This is a genomic window from Micromonospora sp. NPDC049359 (assembly GCF_044466585.1).
GTDB lineage: Bacteria > Actinomycetota > Actinomycetes > Mycobacteriales > Micromonosporaceae > Micromonospora.
Window position 1 is genome coordinate 56,181 of the sequence record NZ_JBITMW010000015.1, and the last position, 26,425, is coordinate 82,605.

Sequence of the window (26,425 nt, forward strand, 5' to 3'; positions counted from 1 at the left end):
AGCGGGTCAGGCGTTCGCCGCCGCGTCCACGGCGGCCAGCAGGTCGGGCAGGTCGTACCCGCCGTCGTGCCGGACGTCGTTGACGAACAGGGTCGGCGTGCCGTTGACCCCGCTGCGGATCCCGCCCACGAAGTCCCGGCGTACGCGGTCGGCGTACGTCCGGCGGTCCACCTCGCCGTTCACCTCGTCCGTCGGCAGCCCGAGCTGCTCGACGCCGAGCGAGAGGTGCACCGGGTCCAACTGGTCCTGGTGCTCGTACAGCCAGTCGTGCATCTCCCAGAACTTGCCGCGCGCCGCGGCGGCCTCCGCCGTCTCGGCGGCCCGCTCGGCGTACGGGTGGACATTGGCGATGGGGAAGTAGCGGTAGACCAGCCGTACCGTGTCGGCGCGCTGGCGCAGCAGCTCGTGCAGGTTCGGGTACGCGGCACCGCAGAACCGGCACTGGAAGTCGCCGTACTCGATGATGGTCACCGCGGCGTCGGACGGCCCGCGGACGTGGTCCTCGACGGTCAGCGGCTCGCGCAGCCGCGCGGTGACCTGCAGTGGCGTGGTCATCGGGCCATCACCTTCCGCTCGTTGGTCAGGTTGTCCAGCGCGTCGAAGATCCCGTCCGCGCCCGGGTTGACGTCGGGAGCCGACAGGTAGCTCCACGCCACCGTCCCGGCCTGGTCGAGCACCACCAGCGCGCGGGCCGACTCACCCCGCGAGGTGTACGCGCCGTACCGGCGGGACACCTCACCCTTGGGCTCGAAGTCGGACAGCAGCGGGAAGGTGATGCCCTGGTTCTCGGCGAACGCCCGGTGCGACCAGATGCTGTCCACCGAGATGCCCAGCACCATGGCCTGGTACTGCTCGAACACCGGCGCCGCCGCCTGGTAGAGCGACATCTGGTCACCGCAGACGGGGCTCCAGTCGGCGGGATAGAAGACCAGGACGACCGGCCGACCCCGGAACTGCTCGGGGCCGGTCTGACGCCCGTCCGGAGTGCTTGCCAGGGTGAAGCCGGGGGCGGGGTGCCCGGGTTGGATCAGCCCGTTCGGATCACTCATGCCACCAGCCTGCCGACGGGACGGGTGAGACGGACTCACCCGTCCCGGGTGGTACCCGCGCTCAGCGCAGCACCGGGGCGACCGCGATGTGGTTCTGGACCTCCCGGATGCCCGGCGCGGACCAGGCCACCTGCTCGACCTCGGCGCGTTCGGGCATGGAGTGCACCAACCCGGCGAGCACCGCCGTGTCGCCGTGCACCCGGACGGTGATCCGCTCGGCCTCGGTGGCGCCGGCCCGGGCCAGCGCGTCCACGATCTTCCCGGCCAGGTTCACGCCGTCCGGCGTCGCGTTCGGCTGGACGGTGATGCCGTTGCTGACCCCACGGACGCCGGTCAGCCGGCACACCGCTCGTTCGGCGGCCCGGCGCTGGTACTCCCACTCGACCTCACCGTGCAGCGTCACCCACCCGGCCGAGACGGTGACCTGGAGCTTCTCGATGGGTACGAACGCGTCCCACTCCAGGGCGTCGCTGGCCGCGCCGGCCAGGTCCGGGTCGGCGCGTTCGTCGCTGCCGGCCAGTTGCACGGTCAGGTCGTTGGCGACCGCCCGGACACCGGCGACGCGGTGCGCGGCCCGTTCGCCGGCCCACTTCTTCGCGTAGCTGTCCACCCGTCCGCTCAGCGTGACGACGCCTTCGGCCACGGTCACGCCGATCTCGTGTGGCTGCACCCGGGGTTCCCAGGTCAACTCGTCGAGGACGGCGGACTGGATGTCCTGGTCGGTGCGCGTGATCGTCGCGATGGCCATCTGCCCCTCCCATCCGCTCGCGTGCCTGGCGGACCGGGTGTTGGCCGTGACCGGCCCGCCGAGGTCCGATCCTGCCGGCCGGGCGGGTTACCCGTCCTCACCCGATGCGGGTGGGGCCACCCTGCGGACCTGCGTGCGTGGCGGGCTCGCCAGCAGTGTTGGGAGCGCTTCCATAGCGGCGTCGGATCGGTTAGGGTGAGTGCGTTCCTCGATCGCGGGAGCCTCGCGTCGGGTGGTTGGAGCCAGGGCAGCTCCGATCCGTCCCCCCGCGTCGTCGTCCGTCCCCCGGGCCCCGACGCGCCACTTCTGGTCGACCCGTCCCCGCGCCGCCGTGCTCGTCCCCCGGGCCGCGACGCCACCCCGGTCGATCCCGACTCCCGGGCCCCCACCCCCGGAGAGGAACGCAGATGCCCAGATCACTGACCAGCGTGGTCGTGGCGGCGCTGACCGTCGCCACGGCCGTCGTGGCGGTCCCGATCACCGCCGCGGGATCGGCGCCGGCACCGGCCGCCGCCGAGGCGTACACCTGGCGCAACGTCCCGGTCGGCGGCGGTGGCTTCGTGCCCGGCATCGTCTTCAACCCGACCGAGAAGAACCTGATCTACGCCCGGACCGACATCGGCGGGGCCTACCGCTGGGAGCAGTCCAGCCAGTCGTGGACGCCGCTGCTCGACTGGGTCGGCGCGGACCGCTGGGGCTACAACGGCGTGGTCAGCATCGCCACCGACCCGGTGCAGACCAACCGGGTGTACGCGGCGGTCGGCATGTACACCAACGGCTGGGACCCGAACAACGGCGCGATCCTGCGCTCGGCCGACAAGGGCGCCACCTGGCAGGTCACCGAGCTGCCGTTCAAGAACGGCGGCAACATGCCGGGCCGGGGCATGGGCGAGCGGCTGGCCGTGGACCCCAACCGGAACAGCACCCTCTACTACGCCGCCGAGGGCGGGAACGGGCTGTGGCGCAGCACCGACTTCGGGGCGACCTGGGCCAAGGTCACCGCCTTCCCGAACGTCGGCAACTACCGGGCCGACCCCAGCGACCCGAACGGCTACAACGGGCAGAACCAGGGCCTCACCTGGGTCAGCTTCGACAAGAGCACCGGCGCCGCCGGCACCACCACGCAGACGATCTATGTGGGTGTGGCGGACAAGGACAACCCGGTCTACCGCAGCACCGACGGTGGTGTCACCTGGGCGCGGATTCCCGGGCAACCCACCGGCTACCTGGCGCACAAGGGCGTCGTCGACCCGGTCGGCGGTCACCTCTACATCGCCACCAGCGACACCGGCGGCCCGTACGACGGCGGCAAGGGCGACGTCTGGAAGTTCACCCGGTCCACCGGGGCCTGGACGCGGATCAGCCCGATCCCCTCCACCAGCGGCGACGACTACTTCGGCTACAGCGGGCTGACCATCGACCGGCAGCACCCGAACACGCTGATGGTGGCCACCCAGGTCTCCTGGTGGCCGGACGCGATCTTCTTCCGCAGCACTGACGGCGGGGCGAGCTGGACCCGCATCTGGGACTTCACCAGCTACCCGCAGCGGTCCAAGCGCTACACCATGGACATCAGCTCGGTGCCCTGGCTGACCTTCGGCACCAACCCGGCGCCCCCCGAGGAGACCCCCAAGCTGGGCTGGATGAACGAGTCGGTGGAGATCGACCCGCACGACTCCAACCGCATGATGTACGGCACCGGGGCCACCATCTACGGCACCACCGACCTCACCAAGTGGGACACCGGCGGTCAGTTCACGATCCGGCCGATGGTCCGGGGCCTGGAGGAGACGGCCGTCCTCGACCTGGTCAGCCCACCCAGCGGCGCACCCCTGATCAGCGCGCTCGGCGACGTCGGCGGCTTCCGGCACACCGACCTGGACACCATTCCGTCGATGCTCTTCACCCAGCCGGTCTTCACCAGCACCACGAGCCTGGACTACGCCGAGAGCAAGCCCGCCGTGCTGGTGCGGGCCGGCAACTTCACCGACTCCGACCGGCCCAACGACAGCCACGTCGCCTTCTCCACCGACGGCGGGGCCACCTGGTTCCAGGGCACCGAGCCGTCCGGCGTCAACGCCGGCGGCACGGTCGCCGCGGCGGCCGACGGCAGCCGGTTCGTCTGGTCGCCCGGCGACGCGGGCCAACGCGTCGTCTACGCGGTCGGCTTCGGCAACTCGTGGGCGCCGTCCACGGGCATCCCGGCGAACGCGACGATCGAATCCGACCGGGTCGACCCCAACCGGTTCTACGGCTTCAGCGGCGGCCGGCTCTACCTGAGCACCAACGGCGGCGCGAGCTTCACCGCGACGGCGGCGACCGGCCTGCCCACCTCCGACGTGCGCTTCAAGGCGTTGCCCGGCAAGTCGGGCGAGCTGTGGCTGGCCGGTCCGGGCGGGCTCTGGCGGTCCACCGACTCCGGGGCCAGCTTCACCAAGCTGGGCGGCGTCAGCGCCTCCGGCAACGTCGGGTTCGGCAAGGCCGCGCCGGGGCGGACCAACCCCGCCGTCTACCTCTACGGCACGGTGGACGGCCAGCCCGGCGTACACCGCTCGGACGACGGCGGCACGACGTGGGTACGCATCAACGACGACCGTCACCAGTACGGCAACCCGACCGAGGCGCTGACCGGCGATCCCCGGGTCTACGGGCGGGTCTACCTGGGCACCAACGGTCGCGGCATCCTGGTGGCCGACCGCACCGGCGGCACGCCGACGACGCCGCCTCCCACCACGCCGCCTCCGACCACGCCGCCTCCGACCACGCCCCCTCCCACCACGCCCCCTCCGACGACGCCGCCTCCGACGACGCCGCCTCCGACGACGCCGCCTCCGACGACGCCGCCTCCGGTTGGTGGGTGCGCGGCGACCTACCGGGTGACCGGCTCGTGGACGGGCGGTTTCCAGGCCGAGGTCGTGGTCAGCAACCCCGGCACCAGGCCCATCGCGGGCTGGACGCTCGGCTGGACGTTCCCCAACGGCCAGCGCGTCAGCCAGCTCTGGGGCGGCACCCACACCCAGACCGGGGCGGTCGTCTCGGTTGTGGACAGCGGCTGGAACGGCGCGCTCGCCCCCGGGGCCAGCACCACGATCGGCTTCCTCGGTTCCTGGACCGGCACCAACTCGCCGCCGGCCTCGGTGAGCTGCACGAGTCGCTGACCCGGTGGCCCGGCGTCGTCCGGGCCACCCGAGAACACCGGTCCGCCGGGGTTGCCTGAGGGGTCCGGCACCCCGGCGGACCGGGCGCACATTCCGCCCAGCACCGCCACCGGTACGCGAGCGGGCCCCGCCGACGCGATGTCGACGGGGCCCGCTCGGTGTACCGGTGGCTAGTCGTCCAGGCCGACGGGGGAGTTGGGGCGGTCGACGTCGACGAACTCGACGTCGTCCACCGCGCGGTCGTCTCGACTGCCGGCGGCGCGAGCGGCGGAGCCGACGGCCCAGCCGACCGCCGCGCCGACCAGCGCGGCGCCGATCAGCAGCGTCCACGGCAGCGCCGGCTGGCGTCCGGCGAGCGCGTCGAAGGCGCGCGCCGCGCGACGCCGTGCCTCCTCCGCCGCCGAGCCCACCAGGTCACCGGCGCCGTCGGCGAGGTCGCCGCTGCTGCGACGGGCCGACCGCGCGGTGTCCCGGACGCTGTCGCCCGCGGAGCTGACGGCGGAGAGCAGCTGCTCCCACGCCTGGTCCGCGATCCGCTCCGGCTTACTTCGCCGGTCCAGTAGGTTGGTTCCGAACATCGTGGTTACCTCCTCAGGTGCCGAAGCCGCCGGCCACTTCGGACCTCGGCGTCCGTCCAGCGCGACACGGTTCGCTGACTGCGCAGTGCCCCGGGCCGGTGGCGCGCAAACCCGGCCCCGCGTGGCGCACCCGTCGGGGGTCAGCGCACCGCCACCGCGGCCACGCCGCGTGCGAAATCGTCGTCATCGTCATCGTCGTCGTCTCCGCCGCCGAAACCGCAGGCCAGTACGAGGGCGAGCAGCAGACCGACGCCGGCCAACCCGGCCAGTCGCTTGATCATCGAAGGTCCTCTCCGTCACGGTGGGTGTTCCGGGCCGATGCTAGGAAGCGTCGGCAACCACGCTGGCGGGTCGGGCCGGGACCGCTGGCGCGACACGCCGGTCCCACGCGGGGCGGGCGTACGGGACGGCACGGATGTCGGGCCTGCCGGACCGCGACCGCTACCCTGGTCCGGCGACGCGTCGGTTCCGACCGATCGTCGACTGATCAGATAACGAAAAGTATTGAATGATCAGATGCCGAAAAGTGGGGATATGGGCGACTTTGTCCGCTCGGATCCGTGAATTGCTCATCCCGAGGGGTGGCGACCGAGGCCGTTGGAGGAATACTCTCGGTCGCGGCCCGCGTACTGATGAGGCGCCCGGGGGACGGGCGGGTGGAGGTGCTCGCGTGAGCCTGTCGATCGTGAAGTCGGTCCTGTCCGGTGGTGTCGTCGAGATCGCCCCGCGGGGTGAGATCGACGTCGACACAGCGTACGAGGTGCGAGAGGCGATTGCGGAGGTGCTGGCCAAGAGCCGTCCGCTGCGCATCGAGCTGAACATGAGGCTGGTCACCTTCATCGACTCCGTGGGCATCAGCGCCATGGTCGCCGGCTTCCAGACCGCCGAGGTCAGTGGCGTCAAGCTGGTCGTCACCGAGCCGAGCCGGTTCGTGCACCGTCAGCTCTGGGTGACCGGCCTGCTCGGTCTCTTCGGCGCACCGGAGCCCTACTTCGCCGGGGCCGCCACCCCCGAGGTGCTTCCCGGCGCCTGAGGCGCGGGCGGCCACCGTCAGGCCTGCGCGTCCGGACCGGTCAGGTCCACGTCGGTCACCTCGGTGACTGCCCGGATCGCCGTGACCGACGCGTAGCCGGCGGCCAGCAACGCCATGTCGGTGCCGGGCTGCGCGGCCTGCCCGGGCTCCTGCAACGAGGCGGCGCAGAGCACCACGTCGACCCCGAGGGACAGCACCAGTCCGTCCGGCCGTTGCCAGCCCAGGGCGGCGTACGGGACGATCGTGCGACCAGCGACGTCGGGAGACGGTGTGTTCGGCAGCGATACCTTCAGCTACACCGTCCAGGCCCGGTGCTCAGTCGCCGAGGCGGCGGCGCTGTTGAGCGACCTGACCCGTCAGGGGGAACTGCATCCCCTGATCGTGCGGGTCCGCGAGGTGCCGCCCCGCCCGGGGGCCCGCGCCAGCTACACGATCAACGACAGGCTGGTCGCCGGCCCGCTGCGCTTTCGCACCACGTACCACGCGGACGTGCTGGTCAGCGAGCCCGACGAGATCGTCACCGTGGCCCGCCAGTGGCCCGCCACCACGGTTCGCAACCACACCCGGCTGCGCGCCGAGCCGGACGGTCTGGTCCGCATCGACGTCGACATCACCCTGCGCGCGCCGACACCCCTGTTCCGGTACGCCTTCGGTCAGGCCCGCGCCGCCCACCTCGCCCTGGCCGCGCGCCTCGGCGCGGCCCTCGACGACCCCGCGCCATGAGCCCTCGGTCCCGCGCCCACTACTTCCTTACTGGTGCGTGACGTGGCGTCGCGGGGCGCGCAGGGCGATCCCGCGTCGTGCCGCCGGCGGGTCGGCGTCCCCAGGGCTTGTACGTCGACAGGACCGTCGCGATGATCATGAGGCTGGTCGACACCGCGGGCGCGATCACCAGGTCGGCGCGGTCCCGCGCCGGTAGCGCGGCGCCCAGCGCGGCGGCGTGCCGCAGGTTCGGGGTGAGCAGGAACAGCACCAGCCCGACCATCACTGTGGTGATCACGAGCTTGATCACCACCCAGCGGTAGCGCAGCAGGCCCCAGGGGGTGAGCAGCGCGCTGGCGACACCGACGAGCCACACGAGCACGCTCAGCGGCGCGAAGAGCACGGTGCCGACGAGCCCGGCGACCGGGTAGACCACGGCCGGGTCGGCGCCGCGCTGTGCCGCGATGCCGAGGGTGAGTAGCACCAGGTCGGCCCCGAGCCAGCCGAGGGAGGTGACCAGGTGCAGGGTGAGCAGGGCCTTGCGCGTGCGGGGCGCGATTCGCGGCATACCCGAATGCTCCCGGCCCGACCCCGCGTGGTCGTCCGACCAGCGACGACGTCCGGGGTACGCCCGCTGACGTACCCCGGACGGCGTCGGTGGTCAGTACACCGACAGGTGCACGTGGTTGGTGTGGTCGCTGGAGGGGTCGCCGTTCCCCCCGCTGTACGACTTCCAGCCGCTGCTGGGTAGCCAGATCTGCTTGAACCAGATCACGTAGAGCACCGCGAGCCGGTCGGCGTTGCGGATGAAGTACGCGGCCAGGTTGTTGCCGTACGTCTTGTCGCCGCCGGTGGCGATCCCGCCGAAGCCACCCTTCTGCGCGGCGAAGTCGCAGGCCCGGCCCTTGGGGTGCTCGCCCGAGCCGCCGTTGCGGTGACAGGAGACGTACCGGGTGAAGCCGGCGGCCTTGGCCTGGTTGAGCGCGTGCAGGGTGCGGGGGGTGATGCAGCCGCTGGCCGGGGTGGGGTCGTTGATGCTGCACGACTCGGATGGCCAGGAGCCGTCGGAGTTGCGCGGTGCGGGCTGGGCGTTGGCGGTGGAGGTGCCACGGTTGGAGCCGGTGTCGGTGTCGGCGGCGGCGCTGGCGCGTGCCTTGTCGTTGGCGACCGTCAGGGCCCGCTCGGCCTGCTCCTTGCGCTTGGCCATCACCTCGACCTGCTTACGCTGCTCCCGGATCTCGCCGTCGAGGGCGACGCGGGTGCGGTTCGCCTCGTCCCGGGTGGCGTGCAGGTCGCGCAGCACCCGGTCCTCGTTGGCGGCCACCACGTCGAGGGCGGCCGCCCGGTCCATGAAGCCCTCGGGGGTGTTGCTGTTGAGCAGGGCCGAGACGGTGCTGAGTCGGCCGGTGCGGTACGCGACGCCGGCGATCTCGCCGACCTTGCCGTTGCGTACGGTCATCTCGGCCTCGGTGTCCTTCAGCTTGACCGCGAGCTGCTGTTGCCGCTGGATGGAGGTGTCCAGCGCGCGCTTCGCGTCCAGGTAGCCCTTGCTGGCCGCCTCGAGCTGGGCCCGTAGCGCCGGGGTGCCGCCCTCCTCGTCGCCGTCGGGCGCGGCGGCGGCCCGCAGGCCGGCGGGGGGAGCGGCGGTGGCGGCGCCGACCGGAAGCGCGACGCCGAGGGTGACCATCATGACGATCAGTGCCGCAAGCCGGGCGGCGGGTGGTCGTGCTGGTGCCACTACGCATGTCCTTCCGTCAGCCGCCGACCGGGTTAGCTGACGGGTTCGGGACGGAAGATCCCTACCGCTGACGCGGATGCACCCCAGGAACATGGTTCCCCGGTTCGCCCTGTCGGGCGATTAGGCGACGGCCGCCACCGGCGCCGGGAGGCGCCGCCGGGTGGTGGCCGGGACAGAGCCTACCGGTGCTGGTGGGGTCTGTGCAGCCGATGTGACGGAAGGTGCCGGCACCATCGCGAAGGATGACGGTCACCACTCGACGGAACCGCAGGCGCCCGGGGCGGCACCGGGTTCGGTCTGCAGCGTGGCGTGCTCGATGCGGAAGTCGTCCCGCAGGGCGGTACGCGCCGCAGTGAGCACCGCGCCGACCTCCGCGCCGGGCGCCATGGTCAGGTGCGCGGAGGCCACCTCCATGCCCGAGGTGAGCGTCCAGACGTGCAGGTCGTGCACCTCGACCACGCCGGGCACCGCGGCCAGTCGGTCGTGCACGGCGGTGACCTGGAGGTGTTCCGGGGCGGCCTGCACGAGGATGCGTACGGCGGCCCGCCCCAGCCGCCAGGTGCGCGGCAGGATGAACACGCCGATCGCGACCGCGACCAGCGGATCGGCCCACCACCAGTCGGTGACGGCGATGAGCAGCGCAGCGCCGATCACGCCGAGCGAGCCGAGCAGGTCGCCCAGCACCTCCAGGTAGGCGCCCTGGAGGTTGATGCTCTCCCGGGCGCCGGCGCGCAGCAGCCCGAAGGCGACCACGTTCGCGAGCAGGCCGAGGATGGCCACCGTGAGCATCGGACCGCTGAGCACCCGGTGCGGGTCGCCGAACCGGCCGATCGCCTCGATCACCACGTAGACCGCCACGCCGGAGAGCAGGACGGCGTTGGCCAGCGCGGCGAGAACTTCGAGGCGGTAGAGCCCGAAGGTGCGTTGCGGGTCGCCGGTGGCCCGCCGCGTGGCGGAGATCGCGGCGAGCGCCATCCCGATGCCGAGTACGTCGGTGAACATGTGCCCGGCGTCGGAGAGCAGGGCCAGCGAGCCGGTGTGGAAGGCGGTCACCGCCTCGACCACCATCAGGGCAGCGAGCAGTCCGAAGGCCGCCCAGAGCCGTCCGCGATGCTGGTGGGCGGCGTTGGCGACCGACCCGTGGTGGTGGTCATGTCCTGCTCCCACGAGACCCACCCTCCGACGTCGCCCGGGACCCGGTCAAATGTATGCTCACATCGCTATGTGTGCAAGTGTAGGGCGAGGGCCGGCCCCCGGGCGCGCCAACCCGACGGTCAGCCGGTCGGGTCGACGGTGGTGAGCCGCTGGGTTGCCCGGGAGAGCGCCACGTAGAGCGTGCGTACACCCGAGCCCGGATCGGCCCGGATCTCGCTGGGGGCGACCAGCACGACTCCGTCGTACTCCATGCCCTTGGCCTCCAGGCTGGTCACCACCTGCAGGCGCGTCGCGCCGAGCGCGTCGAGCCAGCCGGCGACCTCGTCGCGGCGGGTGACCGGCGTGATCACCCCGACCGTGCCGTCGACCTCGCCCAGCAGGCCGGTGGCCGCCTGTACGGCCGCGGCCTGGAGCCCGGCGGGCGGCACCACCAGCTCGACCGGGTCGACGCCGGTGGAGCGGACGGCCCTCGGCAGGGGCAGGTCCGGATAGAGCCGGCGGATCTCCGCCGCCGCCACCGCGAAGATCTCCGCCGAGTTGCGGTAGTTGGTGGTGAGCGTGAACTCGTGCCGTTTGCGCCGGCCCAGCGCCTGGTCGCGGGAGCGGGTCAGCTCCTCGGGGTCACCGGTCCAGGCGGTCTGCGCCGGGTCGCCCACCACCGTCCACGAGGCCAACCGCCCACGCCGACCGATCATCCGCCACTGCATCGGCGAGACGTCCTGCGCCTCGTCGACGACCACGTGCGCGTACTCCCGGTAGTCCTCCGGCCGCTCCCGGGCCGCCGCGCGGGCGGCCCGCTGCCGGTCGGCCGCGGTGCTCAGCTCACGAACGCCGCCCGCGAGCTGGAACGGGTCGCGCCGGGCCCGCGCCGGTTTCACCGGCTTGCCGAGCAGCGCGTCCAGCTCGTCGAGCAGCGCCACGTCCGCGATGGTCAGGCCCTCGGAATCCAGGCTCTGGTACGCCGTGCCGAGCAGCCGGATCTCCGCGCCGGAGAGGATCCCGCCGGCGTACCGGCGCAGCCGATCCGGTCGAGCCAGCCAGCCCAGCACGTGCCGCGGGTGCAGGCGCGGCCACCAGGCCTTGAGGAACTCCCGGAACTCCGGCCGCTCCGCGATCTCGTCCTCGAAGGCCCGCTGCTCGGGCAGCCGGCCGATGTTCACGCGCCGGGCCTGCGCCCACAGCGCGGCGAAGACACCGTCGAAGCCGGCGCGGCGAACCTCGTTGCGCCGGGCGCCCCGGTGCAACGCGCGGTCCCGGATCGCGTCCAGCTCGCGGCGGTCCAACCGCAGCAGCCCGCCCCGGTAGAGCAGGCGCAGCTCGCCAGGAGCCCCCGGCACCGCGTCGCGGGCCGCCCGTTCCAGCACCCGGCGCATGCGCAGCGAGCCCTTCACCGCCGCCACCTCGGGCGGGTCGGTTCGGGTGGCCGTCATCCCCGGGAACAGGGTGCCCAGCGAGTGCAGGGTCGCGGTGTCCTCGCCGAGCGACGGCAGCACCGAGGCGATGTACTCGACGAAGACGGTCGACGGCCCGACCACCAGGATGCCGCCACCGGCGTACCGGCTGCGGTCGGAGTAGAGCAGGAAGGCCGCCCGGTGCAGGGCGACCGCCGTCTTGCCGGTCCCCGGGCCGCCCGCGACGATCGTCACCCCGGAGCCGGGCGACCGGATCGCCTCGTCCTGCTCCCGCTGAATCGTCGCCACGATGTCGCGCATGCCGCGACCGGTGGCCCGGGAGAGGGTGGCCAGCAGCGCGCCGTCACCGACGACCGTCATCCCCTCCGGGGCCGCCTCCGGATCGAGCAGGTCGTCCTCGATGCGGGTGACCCGCTCCCGCTGGGACTGGATGGTGCGGCGACGCACCACGCCCAGCGGCTGCGCGGGGGTGGCCTGGTAGAACGCCGACGCGGCCGGCGCCCGCCAGTCGACGACGAGGGTGCTGGCGTCCTCGTCACGGATGCCGAGCCGCCCGACGTGCAGCACCTGCCGGTCGCGCAGGTCCAGCCGGCCGAAGACCAGGCCCTCGTGTTCGGCGTCGAGGGTGTGCCGCCGCTGAGCCGCGTGGAAGACCATCGCGTCGCGTTCGACGAGCGCGCCGAACGTGCCCACCCGCGCCATCCGGTAGCCGTCCCGCTCGGCGCGCACCGCCGACTGCCGTAGCTCGGCCAGTCGGGCGTACACCCGGTCGAGGTGCCGTTGCTCGACGGCGATCTCCTGCTCCAGGGCGGTCTGGTCGGTCAACGCACGCTCCTTCGATGTCGCCGGCAAGCGGCGCGAACCGCGCGGGCCAACCGCAGAAGGGTACGGCCCCCGACCCGACCCGCCGCGCCCGAGGTGCGCGAACGTGCTCAGCGACCCGCCGCGACGGCGCTCACGACCGGCCCGTGCGGCGGGGGTGCGCCGTTCGGGCCGGGCCCGTGCGGCGAGGGTGCGGCGCTGGGGCCGGGCCCGTGCGGCGGGGGTGCGGCGAGCACCCGGCCCAGGACACCGGTCAGGGCCGCGTTCACCTCAATCGGACGCTCCATCATCAGCATGTGGCCGGCGCCCGGGCAGACGGTCAGCTCGGTGGCCGGCAGGACGGCGGCGATCGACTCGGCGCACGGCGGCGGGGTCAGCCGGTCCCGGTCACCGACCAGGGCGGCGGCCGGCAGGTGCGCCAGGGCGGCGAGGGTGTCCAGCCGGCGCTGAGCGCCGATCGAGGCGCGGAAACCGCCGATCGAGCGCAGCGAGGCGCGGGCCACCGCCGACGTGACCAACCGGATGTCGGAGGGATCGCAGCGGTCGCCGAAGAGCATCCACCGGATGCTCGGCTGCAGCGCGTTGAGCAGCGCCCGGGGCGCTCGCCACGAGCCGCAGCGGGCCAGCACGCCGGCGCCGGTCGTCTCGGCGAGCCGGATCAGCCGGGCGATGCGTGGTGAGAGCCCGTACACGGTGTGCGTGTGCCCCTCGGCGGTGGTCGAGACGAAGACCAGTCCGGCCGTACGCGCGGCGAAGTGCTCCCGGTGGCGGTGCGCGTACTCCATGATCGTCATTCCGCCCATCGAGTGCCCGACCAGAACCACCCGACCGCTCGGCGCGACCGCGTCGAGGACGGCGGCCAGGTCGTCGCCGAGCTGGGCCAGGGTGGCCGTGGGCAGCGCCATGCAGCTCGACCGGCCGTGACCCCGCGCGTCGTAGGTGACCACCCGCACCGAGTCGCCGAAGGACGACGTGAGCGCGTCGAGCTGCCGGTGCCAGCTGCGCCCGTCCAGCGTCCAGCCGTGCAGGAGGACCGCCGTCACCGAGGCGTGCACGGGACCGGTGGTCTCGACGTGCAGCCGTACGCCGTCGGGCATACCGACTTCGAGTCGCTCCGGCATCGCCACCTCCCAGGCTCGCCCCGGCATCACCCGTACCTCCGATACCCGGCGGTAACACCGGCTACCCGTCGGGACGCCACGCCAATCGCGGTCGGGCGAACATTCCCGACCCCGCCCCTGGCCGTGCGCCGGCGGGCCAAGCTGAACGGCATGGAGTCGGCGCGGGCGACGCCGGTTCCGCCGACGGGCGGGTCCGGGGGGCGGGGACGGCAGGCCGGCGGCACGCCCCGGGCCGCGTTGGCCGACCTGCTCGGCGGCAACCGGAGGTTCGTCAGCGGCCAGCCGATCCACGGGCACGACGTCACCGCCGCCGCGGCGGCCGCCTCCGGAGACCAGCAGCCGTACGCGGTGGTCCTCGGCTGCATCGACTCGCGGGTGCCGCTGGAGGCGATCTTCGACCAGACCTTCGGGGCGATCTGCGTGATCCGCACCGGCGGGCACGTGCTCGACCGGGCGGTGTGCGGCTCCATCGAGTACGTGGTGGGGCAGCTCGGCGTGCCGTTGGTCATGGTGCTCGGGCACGAGCGCTGCGGTGCGGTCGGCGCGACCGTGGACGCCCTGCGCACCGGCGAGCGCCCCGGTGGGTCGCTGGCCCACCTGGTCGACGAGATCGCCCCGGCGGTCGTCGAGGTGGGGCTCGACGATCCGGCGGTGCTCGCGCTCACGGTCCGCCGACACGTCCGGCGCACCGTGGACGCGCTGCGCGTCGACGACCTGTTGGCCGGGCCGGTGGCCACCGGCCGGGTGGCCGTGGTGGGCGGCCTCTACGACCTGAGCACCGGCGAGGTTGCTCTGCTCGAAGCGTCCTGACAAACGAACGACCGCCCGCCGGGAACTCCCGGCGGGCGGTCGGTGGTGCGGTGGGGGAGGGCTCAGCCCTCGAAGACGCCGGCCGCGACCAGACGCTTCTCGGTGGCCTCCCAGCCGTCGTTCGGGTGAACGGTGGCCAGGTTGTTGATCTCCGCCCGGATCTTGGCGGCGTGGCCGGCGGCGGCCAGCGCCCGGATCTCCTCGACGAACGCGTCGGAGTCGGTACGCAGGTGCGCGGTCTTGCCGTTGGTCAGGTTACGCACGTAGGCGTGCTTGCCGCCGTTGAGCGGGATGAGGTACTTGAACTCGCCCAGCACGCTGAGGGCGCCACCCTGGCCAGCCTGGCCGGCCCGGACGGACGCGCGCGCGGTCTTAGAGGTGTTGCTCGCCACGGAGGTACTCCTTGCAAGACGTACGGGAGGACTGGACGTCCGGGGGCTGTGTGCGGGTGACACTGCGTCGGCCCGCAGAGGTGGAACGCGGCAGAAGCCGCCGATGGAACTGTACATGACCACGACATCAGGCTGGTCGTCGCGGTGTCCTGAGAGGCAACGGAGACCACCCGTCCGGCTATTCCGGGTGGCGTTTTTTCCGATTCTCTGGCGCACCATCCGTCACACGAGTCATCATGTGTTGCAGCAACCACTCGGGTGGACGAGGTCGTAGGGGAAGACGCACCTCGCTCTCCGGGAGGTCACCATGCCAACGCGTGGCGTCGTATACGTCCACTCGACCCCGCTCGCCGTGTGCTCGCACGTCGAGTGGGCGATCGCGCGCGTCCTAGCCGCGCCGGTCAACCTGCAGTGGACGGCTCAGCCCGTCGACCCCGGCGCCCGCCGGGCCGAGTGTGGGTGGACCGGCCGTCCGGGAACGGGCGCCGAGCTGGCTGCTGCCCTCCGGCAGTGGCCCATGATCCGTTTCGAGGTCACCGAGGAGCCGAGTCCCGGCGTCGACGGTGAGCGTTTCATGTACGTGCCGGCCCGTGGCCTGTTCCGGGCCACCGTCGGGGCGGCCGGTGACATCCAGCTCGGCGAGGACCGGCTGCGGACCCTGATGGCCTCCGCCCGTGCCCCGGAGGCGTTGTCGCACGCCCTTGACAAGGCGCTCGGCACCGCGTGGGACGCGGACCTGGAGCCCTACCGGTACGCCGGTGACGGCGCACCGGTGACGTTGCTCACCCGGGTCGGCTGACGGCGGGGCCGCACGCGCTGCGGACCTGGGTGTTGCGTCACCCTCACGCTGGCGACCGGTAAGGTCAAGTTGCCCCGATAAGGGGGAACTGGTGGGATGGTCGGCGTGCCGATTCGCCCGCGACACGCTGGTGTCGCCGTCGCCGCCCTGACCGCCCTGATCGTCTCCGGCTGCTCGGGTACCCCGGATCGTCCCGACCCGACGCCCGGCCCGACCGGCGCGTCGGCGGCCCCGAGCGCACCCGCCTCGCCGCCGACCGACGACCCGGCCGCGCGGGCCGCCGCGCTGGTCGCGACGCTCTCCGACGAGGACCTGGTCGGGCAGGTGCTGATGCCCTACGCGTACGGCGACTCGGCCACCAAGGTCTCCACCGGCTCGGCGGCCGGCAACCAGGCGCTCGCCGGCGTCGACACCCCCGCCGAGATGATCGCCAAGTACCGGCTCGGCGGGCTCATCCTGGTCGGCTTCAGCGCCGACGACCCGACCAAGGGCAACCAGGAGACGACAAACGTCGACAACCCGAAGCAGGTCCACGACCTGACCACCGGGCTGCGGGGGGCCGCCGGACGGCTGGCCGCCGGCCCGGCGCCCTTCCTGATCGGCACCGACCAGGAGTACGGCGTGGTCACCCGCGTCACCGACGGCGTCACCATCCTGCCCAGCGCCCTCGCGGCGGGTGCCGCCGGTGACCCGAAGCTGACCGAGGCCGCCTGGCAGGCCGCCGGCGCCGAACTCGCCGCGATGGGCATCAACATCGACTTCGCCCCGGTCGCCGACGTGCTGGCAACCCGCAGCACGGTCATCGGCTCCCGGTCGTTCGGCGCCGACCCGAAGATCGCCGCCGCGCAGGTCGGCGGCGCGGTCCGGGGCCTACAGGCCAGCGGCGTCGCGGCCACCCTGAAGCACTTCCCGGGGCACGGCCACAGCGCGGACGACTCGCACAAGGACCTGCCGGTGCTCACCCAGTCCGCGGCGACGCTGCAGAGCGGCGCGTGGCCGCCGTTCAGCGCCGGGTTCGACGCGGGCGCGATGGCCGTGATGTCCGGCCACCTGGACGTGCAGGCCATCGACCCCGGCACCCCGGCGACCTTCTCCCACAAGCTGCTCACCGACGTGCTGCGTGGTCAGCTCGGCTTCAAGGGCGTGGTGATCACCGACGGGATGAACATGCCACCGGCGAAGCGGTGGGCGCCCGGCGAGGCCGCCGTCCGCGCGCTGAACGCCGGCAACGACCTGATCCTCATGACCCCGAACGTCGGTCAGGCGTACGACGGGCTGCTCGCCGCCCTGCGTGGCGGGTCGCTGCCCCGGGCCCGGCTCGTCGACGCGGTCACCCGGATCCTGACCATGAAGTTCCGGCTGGCGGCGGGACCCGCCGAGCCGATGTCCACGCTCAACACCCCGGCGCACCGGGCGGCGGCGGACGCGCTGGCCGCCGGAGCGGTCACCGTGCTGCGCGGTGCCTGCGGCGGCGCGGTGCACGGCCCCGTCACCGTCACCTCCTCCGGCGGCCGGGACGGCACCCGGGCGGCGCTCACCGCCGCGCTGACCGCGGCCGGCGTGACGGTGAAGCCGAGCGGCGGGACGGTGGTGCACCTGGTCGGCTACGGCGACGGGGAGAAGGACCTGAGCGCCAGTGCGGCGGTCACCGTCGCCATGGACACGCCGTACGTGCTGGCCAAGGCCAAGTCGCCGACGCTGCTGGCCACGTACTCCTCCAGCCGGGCGTCGATGACCGCGCTCGCCGCCGTACTGGCCGGCAAGGCCCGCCCGGGTGGCCGGTCACCGGTGGTGGTGCCCGGACTGCCGGCCACCACCTGCAAGAGCTGACGGCACCGGCAGGAGATCCGACCGCGACTCGGTCAGTCGATGCCCTCGACGATGCGGAAGTCGCGCTCGACGCCGTCGGAGAGTGCGGCCAGCGCCTCCTGGTAGGCCGCACTCTCGTGCGCCGCGACGGCCTGCTCGAAGCTGTCGAACTCGATCAGGACCGTACGCTCGGCGATTCCGGCGTCGTACGCGGCGATCCGACCGCCACGGACGAGGACCCGACCGCCCCCGGCCCGGACAGCGGGACCGGCCAGCTCGTTGTAGGCGGCCAGCTTCTCGGGGTCGGAAACGGTGCGGTAGGCGCTGACCCAGTAGCCCTTAAGCATGGAACCTCCTGTGGTGGGGGAGTGCGTCCGACTCACGTGTTGGTCGTGGCCGAGCGTCGCCGGGCGAGAGCGAGGCTCGTCAGCGTCGCGATCGCCATGGCGCCGATCCCGACCATCGCCGCGGTGCGGTAGGCGCGGTCGTCGGGAAAGAGGTGGCCGGGGCGGGTGCCCGCGGCGAGGACCAGGCCGCCGACAGCGCTGCCCAGGGAGTACCCGACGCTGCGGACGACGTAGTTGAAGCTCATGGCGCTCGACGTCTCGCTCCTGACAGTGGCGGCCAGGATGACACCGGGCATCGCGGCCGAGAAGCCGCCGACGCCGAAGCCGAGCACGCCCATCGCCGCGAACAGTTCGGCCAGGTCCGACCGGGCCGCCGCGAACAGGGCGAACCCGACGCCGACCACGACAGCGCTGCCGGCCAGGAGCAGGGGGTCGGCGACCCGCGTGCGGATCCGCGGCGTGAGCTTGCCGGCGACGAACCCCAGCACCGAGAACGGGATCAGGACCAGCCCGGCGACGAAGGTCGTCAGCCCGAAGCCGTAGCCGACGCCGGGCGGCGTCTGCGCGTACCGGGTGATGAGCGTGAGCAGGAGGTACATGCCGATCCCGGCGACGAACATGGCGAGGTTCGCCCCGGCGACCGCCGGGTGCCGTACCGCCCGCACATCGACCAGGGGCGTCGGGCTGCGCAGCTCGATGACGGCCCAGACGCAGAGCAGCACCACCGCGACGACGGCGAGGCCCGCCGCCACGGCGAGGTGCCTGCTCCACAGATTCCGCTCACCGGCGAGGAACAGCACCAGGAGCAGCGCAGCGCTCAGGACGACCGCGCCTGCCACGTCCACGTGGGCGGACCGGCCTTCGGGAGCTTCGGGCATGGCGCGCCACGCGGTCAGGAGGGCGGCGGCAGTGACGACCAGGCCGAGGCCGTAGGCGGCCCGTACTCCGCCGAGCTCGGCGAGCAGGGCGGCCAGCGGGTAGCCGACGCCCGCGCCGATGATCGAGACCACCGAGATCAGAGCGATCACGGCCGCGCCGCGCTCCTCGGGGAGGTGGTCCCGGGCCACGCCCATCATCAGCGCCGTGAGCCCGAGCCCGACGCCCTGGGCCGCCCGGCCGGTCAGTAGCCACGCGAACGGCAGTGGCAGCACGGTGAGCGCGCTGCCGGCGACGACGACGGCCAACGTGGCGAGGATCGTGGCCCGTCGGTGTGGACCGGCCCCGAGCCGGCCCAGGACCGGCGTGGCGACGGCGCCGCTGAGCAGCGCGACGGTCAGCGTCCACTGCGCGCTGCCGAGCGAGACGTGGAACGACGTCGCCACGCTGGTGATGAGCGGCGTCCCGAGGCTGGCGACCGCCGCCACGACCAGGGCGATGAACATCAGGGCGGGGACCAGCAGCCGCGTCTCGGAACGGGGAACCGGGAACACCTTCGGCGCGCCCCCGCCGATCGGTTGCCCGGTCACCGCTTCGGCCCTTCGCGGTCCTGTCCTTCGAGCGCTGCCAGATGCTCCAGCGCCGGCAGGGCCGCCACCAGCGCCTCGACCTCGTCGCCGGTGAGCCGGCCGATCAACCGCTCGAACGCGTGGATCCCCGCCTGGCGGCGCGTCCGGACATAGGAGGCGCCGGCTTCGGTCAGGCACACCAGCGTGACCCGCTTGTCGGACGCGTCGCCCCGCCGCTCGACCAGGCCGGATTCCTCCATCACCCGGACCAGGGTGGTCATCGCGGGCTGGGTGACGCCCTCGACCGCGGCCAGATCGGTGATGCGCCGCGGACCCGTCCGGTCCAGGGTCGCCAGGGTGGCGGCAGAGGTCAGGCTCATGTCCCGGGGTAGGCGTCTCGCGGCCCTGGTGGCCAGGCCGTAGAGGGCCGCCCCGATGGCGGCGGACGTGCCAGGAGGAGTGTCTGGACGACGCACGCCAAAAGCATAGCGCTTTTATATTCACGGTCTATGCAATAGGCCGCCGGCCCGGGAATCCGGTCGCGCCGGCACGGCCACCCTGGCAGCGTGTCGCCCATGGGTCAGGCGCAGGGCTTCCGGTACGACCAGCGGGCCGACGGCACGGTGGTGATCACCCACCACGGCCGGGTGGCGGGCACGCTGCGGGGCGCCCGCGCGGCGGAGTTCCTCGCCGAGGTCGACGACGACCCGCAACTGGTGATGGCCCGCTGGACCGGCAACTACCGCCACGGCAACGAGCGCACCGCCCGGCAACACCCCCGCAACCGACGCTGAACACGCGAAAGGGCCCCCTCGCGAGAGGGGACCCTTTCGGTGATCCGCAGATCGGCCAGCTCACGGCCGCTGTCTCACGGCCGCTGTCTCACGGCCGCGCGAAGACCAGCGCCACGTTGTGACCGCCGAAGCCGAACGCGTTGTTCAGCGCGGCGGGGATGTCCATGTGGCGTGCCTTGTGCGCGGCGACCTCCAGGCTGAGCCCGGGCTCCGGGTCGTCCAGGTTGATCGTCGGAGGCACGACGCTGTCGCGGATCGCCAGGATCGTGGCGATCGACTCCAACGCTCCGGCCGCGCCCAGCAGGTGACCGGTCATCGACTTCGTCGCGGCCAGCACCGGGTGGTCGCCGAGCGCCTTGTGCAGCGCGCCGATCTCCAGCATGTCGCCGACCGGGGTCGACGTCGCGTGCGCGTTGACGTGCACGATGTCCTGCTTGGCGATGTCCGCGTCCGCGATCGCCTTGGCGATGGCCCGGATGGCGCCCTCACCCTCGGCGTGCGGTTGCACGATGTCGTACGCGTCAGAGGTGATGCCGGCGCCCGCCAGGCGCGCGTACACCCGGGCGCCCCGGGCCGCGGCGTGGTCGGCCCGCTCCAGCACCACGATGCCGGCACCCTCACCGAGGACGAAGCCGTCGCGGCCGGTGTCCCACGGGCGGGAGGCACGTTCCGGGTCGTCGTTGCGGGTCGACATGGCCCGCATCGAGCTGAAGCCGGCGATCGGCAGCGGGTGGATCACGGCCTCGGTGCCGCCGGCCACCACCACGTCGGCCCGGCCGGCGCGGATGATGTCCAGGCCGAGCGCGATCGCCTCCGCGCCGGTCGCGCAGGCGCTGGCCACCGTGTGCACGCCGGCCTTGGCGCCCAACTCCAACCCGACCCAGGCGGCCGGCCCGTTGGGCATCAACATCGGGATCGTGTGCGGGGACACCCGCCGCGGCCCGGACGCCTCCAGGATGTCGTCCTGGGCGAGCAGGGTGGTGGCGCCACCGATGCCGGAGCCGACGCTGACGGCGAGCCGCTCGGCGTCCAGGCCGGCGTCCGCCAGACCGGCGTCCGCCCAGGCCTGCTGCGCCGCGATGAGTGCGATCGCCTCGGAGCGGTCCAGGCGGCGCAGCTTCACCCGGTCCAGCACCTCGGACGGCTCCACGGCCAACTGGGCGGCGATCCGCACCGGCAGTTGCGCGGCCCACTCCTGGGTGAGGGCACTCACCCCGGAGCGGCCGGCGAGCATGGCGTCCCAGGTCGACGCGACGTCCCCGCCAAGCGGGGTCGTCGCGCCGAGCCCGGTGACGACGACGTCAGGACGACTCATGATCAGGACTGCGCCTCGATGAAGCTGACGGCGTCCCCGACGGTCTTGAGGTTCTGCACCTCGTTGTCCGGGATCTTGACGCCGAACTTCTCCTCGGCGGCCACCACGACCTCCACCATGGAGAGCGAGTCGACATCGAGGTCGTCGGTGAAGGACTTCCCCTCGGCCACGTCGTCCGGGTTCACCCCGGCAACCTCTTCGAGGATCTCGGCGAGGCCGGTGGTGATCTCGTCACGGGTCATTGCGGTTGGTTCCTCTCATAGGGGGTTCTCTGGCGGCCGGCGTCGCCGGGCGCCGCTCCTGGAGCGCGTACGCGCCTCAAGGGGGCTTCAGGGGCAGCGGACGACCTGACCGGCGTAGGTCAGGCCACCGCCGAAGCCGAACAGCAGGACCGGGGCGCCCGAGGGCACCTCCCGCCGCTCGACGAGCTTCGACAGGGCCAGCGGGACGCTCGCCGCCGAGGTGTTGCCGGACTCGACGATGTCCTTCGCGATGATCGCGTTGGGGATGTTGAGCCGCTTGGCGATGCCGTCGATGATCCGGGCGTTGGCCTGGTGCGGCACGAACGCGGCCAGCTCCGACGGGTCGACCCCGGCCCGCTCGCACGCCTGCAGGGCCAGCGGCGCGAGCGCGGTGGTGGCCCAGCGGAACACCGACTGGCCCTCCTGCTGGATGTACGGGCGCCAGCCCTCGATGCGTACCGCGTCGCTCTTCTCCGGCGCCGAGCCCCACACCACCGGGCCGATGCCGGCGGGCTCGTCGTCGGCGGTGGCGGTGACCACCGCGGCGCCGGCGCCGTCGCCGAAGATGATGCAGGTGGAGCGGTCGGTCCAGTCGGTGAAGTCGGACAGCTTCTCCGCGCCGATCACGATCGCGTTGCGCGACGCGCCGGCCCGGATGGCGTGGTCGACGGTGCCCAGCGCGTACGCGAAGCCCGAGCAGGCGGTGTTGACGTCGAACGCGCCCGGTGCGGCGATGCCCAGCTTGGCGGCGACCCGGCAGGCCACGTTGGGGCTCCGGTCGATCGAGGAGCAGGTGGCGACCACGACCAGGTCGATGTCGGCGGCGCTGAGCCCGGAGTTGGCCAGCGCCTTACCGGCGGCTGCGGCGGCCATGTCGGCCACCGTCTCGCTGTCGGCGATCCGCCGGGTGGCGATGCCCACCCGGTCGCGGATCCACTCGTCGTTGGTGTCCACCAGTTGGGCGATGTCGTCGTTGGTCACCACCCGGGAGGGCTGGTAGTGCCCCATCGAGACGATGCGACTGCCAGTCATGAGTGTCCTCCGATGGGGGCGAGCGGTTGGCCCGGCGTGGCGTGGCGGGCGATCAGGTCCCGTGCGGCCGGCAGGTCGTCCGGGGTGTTCAGGGTGACGATCTCCGGGGCGCCCTCGCCCCGGAGTTCCCGCTTGACCAGACCGGCGAGGGTGCCGGCCGGGGGCAGCTCGATCACGCCGGTCACGCCGTGCTCGGCAAGGGCGCGCATGCACAGGTCCCAGCGCACCGGCGCGGTGACCTGGCGGACCAGGCGTCGCACCAGCTCGTGCCCGTCGGTGACGGCGGTGCCGTCAAGGTTCGACAGCAGGATCCGCGCCGGGTCGACGGGGGCGATCCCGGCGGCGACGGCGGCCAGCGCGGCCTCGGCCGGGGCCATGTACGGGGTGTGGAAGGCCCCGGCCACCTGGAGGCGGATGACCCGGGTCTTCGCCGGCGGCGCGGCGGCGAACTTGTCCAGGCCGTCCAGCGAGCCGGCGGCGACGATCTGGCCGGCGCCGTTGCGGTTGGCGGGGTGCAGCCCGGCGGCGCTGATCGCGGCCAGCACCTCGTCCGGGTCGCCGCCGAGCACGGCCGCCATCCCGGTCGGCTCCAGCGCGCAGGCGGCGGCCATCTCGCGGCCACGGATGCCGGCGAGGGTGATCGCGGCCTCGGCCGACAGCACCCCGGCCACCGCCGCGGCCCCCAGCTCGCCGACGCTGTGCCCGGCGGTGAGCGCCACGCCGTCCAGCGGCAGGTGCTCGGCGGCGAGCAGCGCCGCCGCGACGAGCAGCGGCTGGGTACGGGCGGTGTCCTTGATCTCGTCCGCGTCGGCGGCGGTGCCCAGGTGCACCAGGTCCACGCCGGCCAGCGCGGACCACCAGCGCAGACGCGCCTCGGTGCCGGTCAGGTCGAGCCAGGGAGTCAGAAAGCCGGGTTTCTGGGAACCCTGGCCGGGACTAAGTACGGCGAGCACGCCTATGACTCTCCCGGATACGCGTGGGTAGCGCTGTGCCGGGGCCGACCAAACCGCACTAGAACCTTTGGAGGTTTCTTACAAAGATCGGCGGGGATCATCGCTGGTTTGGGCGGATTTCCGGGCGGCCGGGGTCAATGTCTGGGTCGGGACCGCCGAGGCCACCGGGACCACCGGGTCCAGCCGACCGACAGTCAACGCCACCTGGAGGGCGAACGCGTCCCGGGGCGACAGCGGCGAGAAACCGGTCACCTCCGCGATCCGGCGCAACCGGTACCGCACCGTGTTCGGGTGGACGAACAGCGCCCGCGCCGCGCTCTCCAGCGTGCCACCGGCGGCCAGGAACGCGTCCAGGGTCTCCAGCAGCTCGCCACCGGCGCGGACCAGCGTCGCGTACACGTCGTGCCGCAGCCGCCGGCGGGCCTCCGCGTCGCCGGCGAGGGCCCGCTCCGGCAACAGGTCGGCAGCGGCCACCGGCCGGGGGGCGGCCGGCCACGCCGGCGCCGCCCGGAAGCCGGACAGCGCCGACCGCGCCGACTCCGTCGCCTCGTCCAGACTGGGTACGGCCGGACCGACCACCACCGGGCCGTCACCGAACGCGTCCAGCAGCTTGCCGGTGGCGCTCAGCGGGTCCGCCGCGCCACCCAGCACGATCACCAACCGATCGCCGTGCACCCCGCCGATCACCTCGACACCGATCCGCCGCGCCAGCCGGTACACCACGTGCAGCACGGCGGAGACCTCCCCGCCCGGGGAGTGGCCGACCGCCACCGCGACCGGTGGCGCGTCCGCCCAGCCCAACGCGGCGGCCCGGCTCGCCAGGACGTCCGGCGAGTCACCCCGCAGCAGCGCGTCGACCAGCAGCGCCTGCAACCGGGCGTCCCACGCGCCGCGCGACTCGGCGGCCCGCGCGTACACCCGGGCGGCGGCGAACGCGATCTCCCGGGAGAAGCGCAGCACCGCCTCGCGTAGCAACTGCTCCTCGCCCTCGGCGGCGAGCTGCGACACCTGTTCCTCGACGACGTCGATGGTCACCTTGATCAGCGCCACGGTCTGCTGGAGGGTGATCGACCGGGCCAGCGCCTGGGGCGCCGCGTCGAACACGTCGTCGGAGACCTCCTGCGTGCTGTCCGCCGTGCCGCCGCCCTCGCGCAGCCACTGCACCAGCGAGCGGGCGCCGGCCTGGGCCACCAGCATCACCCAGGAGCGCTGGTCGGCCGGCAGAGCCCGGAACCACGGCAGCGTCTCGTCCATCCGGGCCACGCTGGCAGTGGCCAACGCTCCCGCCGAACGCTCGATCCGGCGCAGCGTGGCCGCCAGCTCCCCACCCTCGGCCGTGCTCACCCCTCTAGCCTGACACGTCGTGAGCAGGCCACGAACGCCGGCACCGATCAGCGGGGCGGCAGGCCGGTATTCCTGAGGGACCCGTCGAGCTGCCGGTTCGGGCTGTGCAGGAAGCAGATGGCGCTGAGTCGGCCAGCGAGCCATTCCGGCTCACTTTCCAGGACGTACGCCAACACCTCCAGCCGGCCCTCCAGGGCGGCCTCTGGCGCACCGACGTACCGGGCGACCGTCGATCGGCATCCCGCCTGCATGACCTCCTCGGTGAGCTCCTCCACCTCCGGGCCGGCCGGCCAGATGCCGGCGAACTCGGTGCCGTGCGGCCCGGTGCAGGAGGCCGGTGGCAGGTCGACCAGGTCGTCGGCGTTCTCCTCGGGCGCGGTGAAGCACGTCAGCCGCAGCGGTGAGTCACCCGTCAGGCCGGCCCGCAGGCTGTTCGCCCGGGGGTTCGGCACCCACCGGTCCAGCGCGAGCATCTCCACCAGGTCACAGCGGTACCACCGTTCGCCCGCCTGCCAACGCGCCGTCGACGGGGTCAGCGTCCGCATCGCCAGTCGTGACTCGCGCCACTCCCCGCCCAGGAAGCGGGCCGCCGCACTGTCGCAGGCATCGTGGAGACGCCACATCGCCTCGGTGTCCGCCGCCGGAGGCGCCGACGCGACACCGTCCGTGCCACGGATGACGCCGACCAGGAACGTCTCCGCCTCGTGCTTGGAGGAGCAGGGGATCGGCGCGTACGTCTCGGGGCTGCGATCGTCGGAGGCGGTGGCATGGCACACTCCCGACGCGGGGGCGAAGGTCGAGCCCTCCGCCTCGGTGGGACCGCTGTCACAGCCGCTCACCCCCACGATCAGCGCCACCAGGACCGTCGTTTCCCACAGGCGTCGCATGTCGTCTCCGTCGGGCAGTGATCATCGGTACCGCTGGCGGGCAGCGTACGACAGGGCAGTCCGGCAGGATGTCCCCTGTGGAGCAGCCGACTCAGGGTCGCGGCGGCGCGGACAGGCCCAGCCCCCCGGGCCAGGATCGCGGCCCGCACCCGGCTGCGCAGGCTGCCGTCAGGCGACGAGGGGAGCGGCCATGCTGGTCGCGGTGATCATCGGTGGTGAGATCGCGTTCCGGGTGCTGATCGCCGCCGGGCTGGTGGCCCGCTATCCGCTGCGCCGGCCACGGCTCGGCGGGGCGCTGCCGGTCCGCGTACCGCTTGTCGATCTGGCACTGCTCGCCGCGTCGGTGCTCGACCTGCGCGCGGCGCGACCGCGGACCTCGGTCACGGCCCCGCCGCCTACCTCGGCTTCGCGGTGGCCTTCGGGCGCTCGATCGTCCGGTGGCCGGACGAGTGCTTCGCCCACCGGTTCGCCGGTGGCCGGCCGCCCGTGCGGCCTCCTCGCGCCGGCTGGGCCCACGCCCGCCACGGGTGGCGGGAGTGGGCCAGGGCACTCCTCGGCTGGGCCGTCGCGTGCGGCCAGCTCGGTGCGGCGATCCTCTGGGTGAACGACGCGGAAAGAACCCGTGAACTGGGCAACTGGATCCGCAGCCTGACCACCGTGATCCTCATCTGGCTGGTCGCCTTCCCGGTCTGGGCGCCCCTGTTCCCCGGTCGCCCGAAGCGCTGACCCCGGGGTACGCC

27 protein-coding genes, 2 pseudogenes and 1 riboswitch are annotated in these 26,425 nt (G+C 73.0%); of the genes and pseudogenes, 8 read left to right on the forward strand and 21 right to left on the reverse strand.

The window, feature by feature from the left end:
* Nucleotides 1-6: 6 nt before the first annotated feature.
* The 3 genes from ACIBTX_RS28445 to ACIBTX_RS28455 all read right to left on the reverse strand — a co-directional run bounded on the left by ACIBTX_RS28445 (nt 7) and on the right by ACIBTX_RS28455 (nt 1,797).
* Entirely contained in the window at nt 7-555 is a 549-nt protein-coding gene (locus tag ACIBTX_RS28445) for a thioredoxin domain-containing protein (RefSeq protein WP_355051378.1), read from the reverse strand.
* The gene (locus ACIBTX_RS28450) at nt 552-1,049 is read right to left on the reverse strand and encodes a redoxin domain-containing protein (protein ID WP_357132446.1); all 498 of its coding nucleotides are present in this window, start codon (nt 1,047-1,049) and stop codon (nt 552-554) included. The genes ACIBTX_RS28445 and ACIBTX_RS28450 overlap by 4 nt, the downstream gene beginning before the upstream one ends.
* Nucleotides 1,050-1,110: 61 nt before the next feature.
* Nucleotides 1,111-1,797 (reverse strand): BON domain-containing protein, encoded by a 687-nt coding sequence (locus ACIBTX_RS28455; RefSeq protein ID WP_357132449.1) that lies wholly within the window; start codon nt 1,795-1,797, stop codon nt 1,111-1,113.
* A gap of 407 nt (nt 1,798-2,204) precedes the next feature.
* On the opposite strand from ACIBTX_RS28455, the gene ACIBTX_RS28460 reads away from it, so the two are divergent.
* On the forward strand, nt 2,205-4,955 hold the full coding sequence (locus ACIBTX_RS28460) for a cellulose binding domain-containing protein (protein WP_396833224.1): 2,751 nt from the start codon (nt 2,205-2,207) through the stop codon (nt 4,953-4,955).
* 170 nt (nt 4,956-5,125) lie between these two features.
* Here ACIBTX_RS28460 and ACIBTX_RS28465 read toward each other — a convergent pair whose 3' ends face one another.
* Both ACIBTX_RS28465 and ACIBTX_RS28470 read right to left on the reverse strand, forming a co-directional pair.
* Nucleotides 5,126-5,533 (reverse strand): hypothetical protein, encoded by a 408-nt coding sequence (locus ACIBTX_RS28465; protein WP_357132455.1) that lies wholly within the window; start codon nt 5,531-5,533, stop codon nt 5,126-5,128.
* A 140-nt stretch (nt 5,534-5,673) separates the two neighbouring features.
* A complete protein-coding gene (locus tag ACIBTX_RS28470; protein WP_355051383.1) occupies nt 5,674-5,814 on the reverse strand; it encodes a hypothetical protein in 141 nt (46 codons plus the stop codon).
* A gap of 389 nt (nt 5,815-6,203) precedes the next feature.
* On the opposite strand from ACIBTX_RS28470, the gene ACIBTX_RS28475 reads away from it, so the two are divergent.
* Nucleotides 6,204-6,566, forward strand: coding sequence for an STAS domain-containing protein (locus tag ACIBTX_RS28475; protein WP_007463546.1), 363 nt, complete (start codon nt 6,204-6,206; stop codon nt 6,564-6,566).
* A gap of 17 nt (nt 6,567-6,583) precedes the next feature.
* Here ACIBTX_RS28475 and ACIBTX_RS28480 read toward each other — a convergent pair whose 3' ends face one another.
* Nucleotides 6,584-6,763, reverse strand: coding sequence for a hypothetical protein (locus ACIBTX_RS28480; RefSeq protein ID WP_396833225.1), 180 nt, complete (start codon nt 6,761-6,763; stop codon nt 6,584-6,586).
* Between the two features lie 73 nt (nt 6,764-6,836).
* On the opposite strand from ACIBTX_RS28480, the gene ACIBTX_RS28485 reads away from it, so the two are divergent.
* Nucleotides 6,837-7,289 (forward strand): SRPBCC family protein, encoded by a 453-nt coding sequence (locus ACIBTX_RS28485; protein WP_357132463.1) that lies wholly within the window; start codon nt 6,837-6,839, stop codon nt 7,287-7,289.
* A 19-nt stretch (nt 7,290-7,308) separates the two neighbouring features.
* Here the strand turns inward: ACIBTX_RS28485 and ACIBTX_RS28490 are convergent, their stop codons facing one another.
* From ACIBTX_RS28490 to ACIBTX_RS28510, 5 genes and pseudogenes are all read right to left on the reverse strand, one after another.
* Nucleotides 7,309-7,836, reverse strand: a complete 528-nt coding sequence (locus ACIBTX_RS28490; RefSeq protein ID WP_396833226.1) for a hypothetical protein — start codon at nt 7,834-7,836, stop codon at nt 7,309-7,311.
* Nucleotides 7,837-7,929: 93 nt separating this feature from the next.
* On the reverse strand, nt 7,930-9,006 hold the full coding sequence (locus tag ACIBTX_RS28495; protein WP_396833227.1) for a coiled-coil domain-containing protein: 1,077 nt from the start codon (nt 9,004-9,006) through the stop codon (nt 7,930-7,932).
* Between the two features lie 5 nt (nt 9,007-9,011).
* Nucleotides 9,012-9,143: riboswitch (cyclic di-AMP (ydaO/yuaA leader) on the reverse strand.
* A 112-nt stretch (nt 9,144-9,255) separates the two neighbouring features.
* Nucleotides 9,256-10,173, reverse strand: a complete 918-nt coding sequence (locus ACIBTX_RS28500) for a cation diffusion facilitator family transporter (RefSeq protein ID WP_396833228.1) — start codon at nt 10,171-10,173, stop codon at nt 9,256-9,258.
* Nucleotides 10,174-10,280: 107 nt separating this feature from the next.
* Nucleotides 10,281-12,398 (reverse strand): AAA family ATPase, encoded by a 2,118-nt coding sequence (locus tag ACIBTX_RS28505; RefSeq protein WP_357393325.1) that lies wholly within the window; start codon nt 12,396-12,398, stop codon nt 10,281-10,283.
* 212 nt (nt 12,399-12,610) lie between these two features.
* Nucleotides 12,611-13,516: pseudogene (locus ACIBTX_RS28510) on the reverse strand (alpha/beta fold hydrolase); the annotation flags it as partial.
* Nucleotides 13,517-13,666: 150 nt separating this feature from the next.
* On the opposite strand from ACIBTX_RS28510, the gene ACIBTX_RS28515 reads away from it, so the two are divergent.
* On the forward strand, nt 13,667-14,326 hold the full coding sequence (locus tag ACIBTX_RS28515; RefSeq protein WP_357132478.1) for a carbonic anhydrase: 660 nt from the start codon (nt 13,667-13,669) through the stop codon (nt 14,324-14,326).
* A gap of 62 nt (nt 14,327-14,388) precedes the next feature.
* Here the strand turns inward: ACIBTX_RS28515 and ACIBTX_RS28520 are convergent, their stop codons facing one another.
* Nucleotides 14,389-14,718: a hypothetical protein gene (locus ACIBTX_RS28520; protein WP_355051393.1), complete on the reverse strand. Its 330-nt coding sequence runs from the start codon at nt 14,716-14,718 to the stop codon at nt 14,389-14,391.
* 307 nt (nt 14,719-15,025) lie between these two features.
* On the opposite strand from ACIBTX_RS28520, the gene ACIBTX_RS28525 reads away from it, so the two are divergent.
* Both ACIBTX_RS28525 and ACIBTX_RS28530 read left to right on the forward strand, forming a co-directional pair.
* Nucleotides 15,026-15,517 carry a DUF3145 domain-containing protein gene (locus ACIBTX_RS28525; protein WP_357132482.1) on the forward strand — a complete coding sequence of 164 codons (492 nt, stop codon included), beginning with the start codon at nt 15,026-15,028 and terminating at the stop codon, nt 15,515-15,517.
* A gap of 96 nt (nt 15,518-15,613) precedes the next feature.
* Nucleotides 15,614-17,347: a glycoside hydrolase family 3 protein gene (locus ACIBTX_RS28530; RefSeq protein WP_396833229.1), complete on the forward strand. Its 1,734-nt coding sequence runs from the start codon at nt 15,614-15,616 to the stop codon at nt 17,345-17,347.
* A 32-nt stretch (nt 17,348-17,379) separates the two neighbouring features.
* Here ACIBTX_RS28530 and ACIBTX_RS28535 read toward each other — a convergent pair whose 3' ends face one another.
* The 3 genes from ACIBTX_RS28535 to ACIBTX_RS28545 are packed head-to-tail and all read right to left on the reverse strand — an operon-like array spanning nt 17,380 to nt 19,594.
* Nucleotides 17,380-17,673 carry a DUF1330 domain-containing protein gene (locus ACIBTX_RS28535; protein ID WP_357132488.1) on the reverse strand — a complete coding sequence of 98 codons (294 nt, stop codon included), beginning with the start codon at nt 17,671-17,673 and terminating at the stop codon, nt 17,380-17,382.
* A gap of 32 nt (nt 17,674-17,705) precedes the next feature.
* Nucleotides 17,706-19,139, reverse strand: a complete 1,434-nt coding sequence (locus ACIBTX_RS28540) for an MFS transporter (RefSeq protein WP_396833230.1) — start codon at nt 19,137-19,139, stop codon at nt 17,706-17,708.
* Complete coding sequence (locus ACIBTX_RS28545; protein ID WP_396833231.1) at nt 19,136-19,594, reverse strand: MarR family winged helix-turn-helix transcriptional regulator; 459 nt, start codon at nt 19,592-19,594, stop codon at nt 19,136-19,138. Before ACIBTX_RS28545 ends, ACIBTX_RS28540 begins: the two co-directional genes overlap by 4 nt.
* Before the next feature lie 99 nt (nt 19,595-19,693).
* Here ACIBTX_RS28545 and ACIBTX_RS28550 point away from each other — a divergent pair, with 99 nt between their 5' ends.
* Nucleotides 19,694-19,912, forward strand: a complete 219-nt coding sequence (locus ACIBTX_RS28550) for a hypothetical protein (protein ID WP_355051399.1) — start codon at nt 19,694-19,696, stop codon at nt 19,910-19,912.
* An 88-nt stretch (nt 19,913-20,000) separates the two neighbouring features.
* Here the strand turns inward: ACIBTX_RS28550 and fabF are convergent, their stop codons facing one another.
* The 6 genes from fabF to ACIBTX_RS28580 all read right to left on the reverse strand — a co-directional run bounded on the left by fabF (nt 20,001) and on the right by ACIBTX_RS28580 (nt 25,685).
* Nucleotides 20,001-21,227: a beta-ketoacyl-ACP synthase II gene (gene fabF / locus ACIBTX_RS28555; RefSeq protein ID WP_357132496.1), complete on the reverse strand. Its 1,227-nt coding sequence runs from the start codon at nt 21,225-21,227 to the stop codon at nt 20,001-20,003.
* A 2-nt stretch (nt 21,228-21,229) separates the two neighbouring features.
* Nucleotides 21,230-21,469: an acyl carrier protein gene (locus ACIBTX_RS28560; RefSeq protein WP_007463517.1), complete on the reverse strand. Its 240-nt coding sequence runs from the start codon at nt 21,467-21,469 to the stop codon at nt 21,230-21,232.
* 87 nt (nt 21,470-21,556) lie between these two features.
* Complete coding sequence (locus ACIBTX_RS28565; protein ID WP_357132499.1) at nt 21,557-22,501, reverse strand: beta-ketoacyl-ACP synthase III; 945 nt, start codon at nt 22,499-22,501, stop codon at nt 21,557-21,559.
* Nucleotides 22,498-23,454 (reverse strand): ACP S-malonyltransferase, encoded by a 957-nt coding sequence (locus ACIBTX_RS28570; protein ID WP_396833232.1) that lies wholly within the window; start codon nt 23,452-23,454, stop codon nt 22,498-22,500. The genes ACIBTX_RS28565 and ACIBTX_RS28570 overlap by 4 nt, the downstream gene beginning before the upstream one ends.
* Before the next feature lie 78 nt (nt 23,455-23,532).
* The gene (locus tag ACIBTX_RS28575) at nt 23,533-24,846 is read right to left on the reverse strand and encodes a PucR family transcriptional regulator (protein ID WP_396833263.1); all 1,314 of its coding nucleotides are present in this window, start codon (nt 24,844-24,846) and stop codon (nt 23,533-23,535) included.
* Entirely contained in the window at nt 24,846-25,685 is an 840-nt protein-coding gene (locus ACIBTX_RS28580) for a septum formation family protein (protein ID WP_396833233.1), read from the reverse strand. Before ACIBTX_RS28580 ends, ACIBTX_RS28575 begins: the two co-directional genes overlap by 1 nt.
* Nucleotides 25,686-25,875: 190 nt before the next feature.
* Here ACIBTX_RS28580 and ACIBTX_RS28585 point away from each other — a divergent pair.
* Nucleotides 25,876-26,411 (forward strand): annotated as a pseudogene (locus tag ACIBTX_RS28585) (hypothetical protein).
* Nucleotides 26,412-26,425 lie beyond the last annotated feature (14 nt).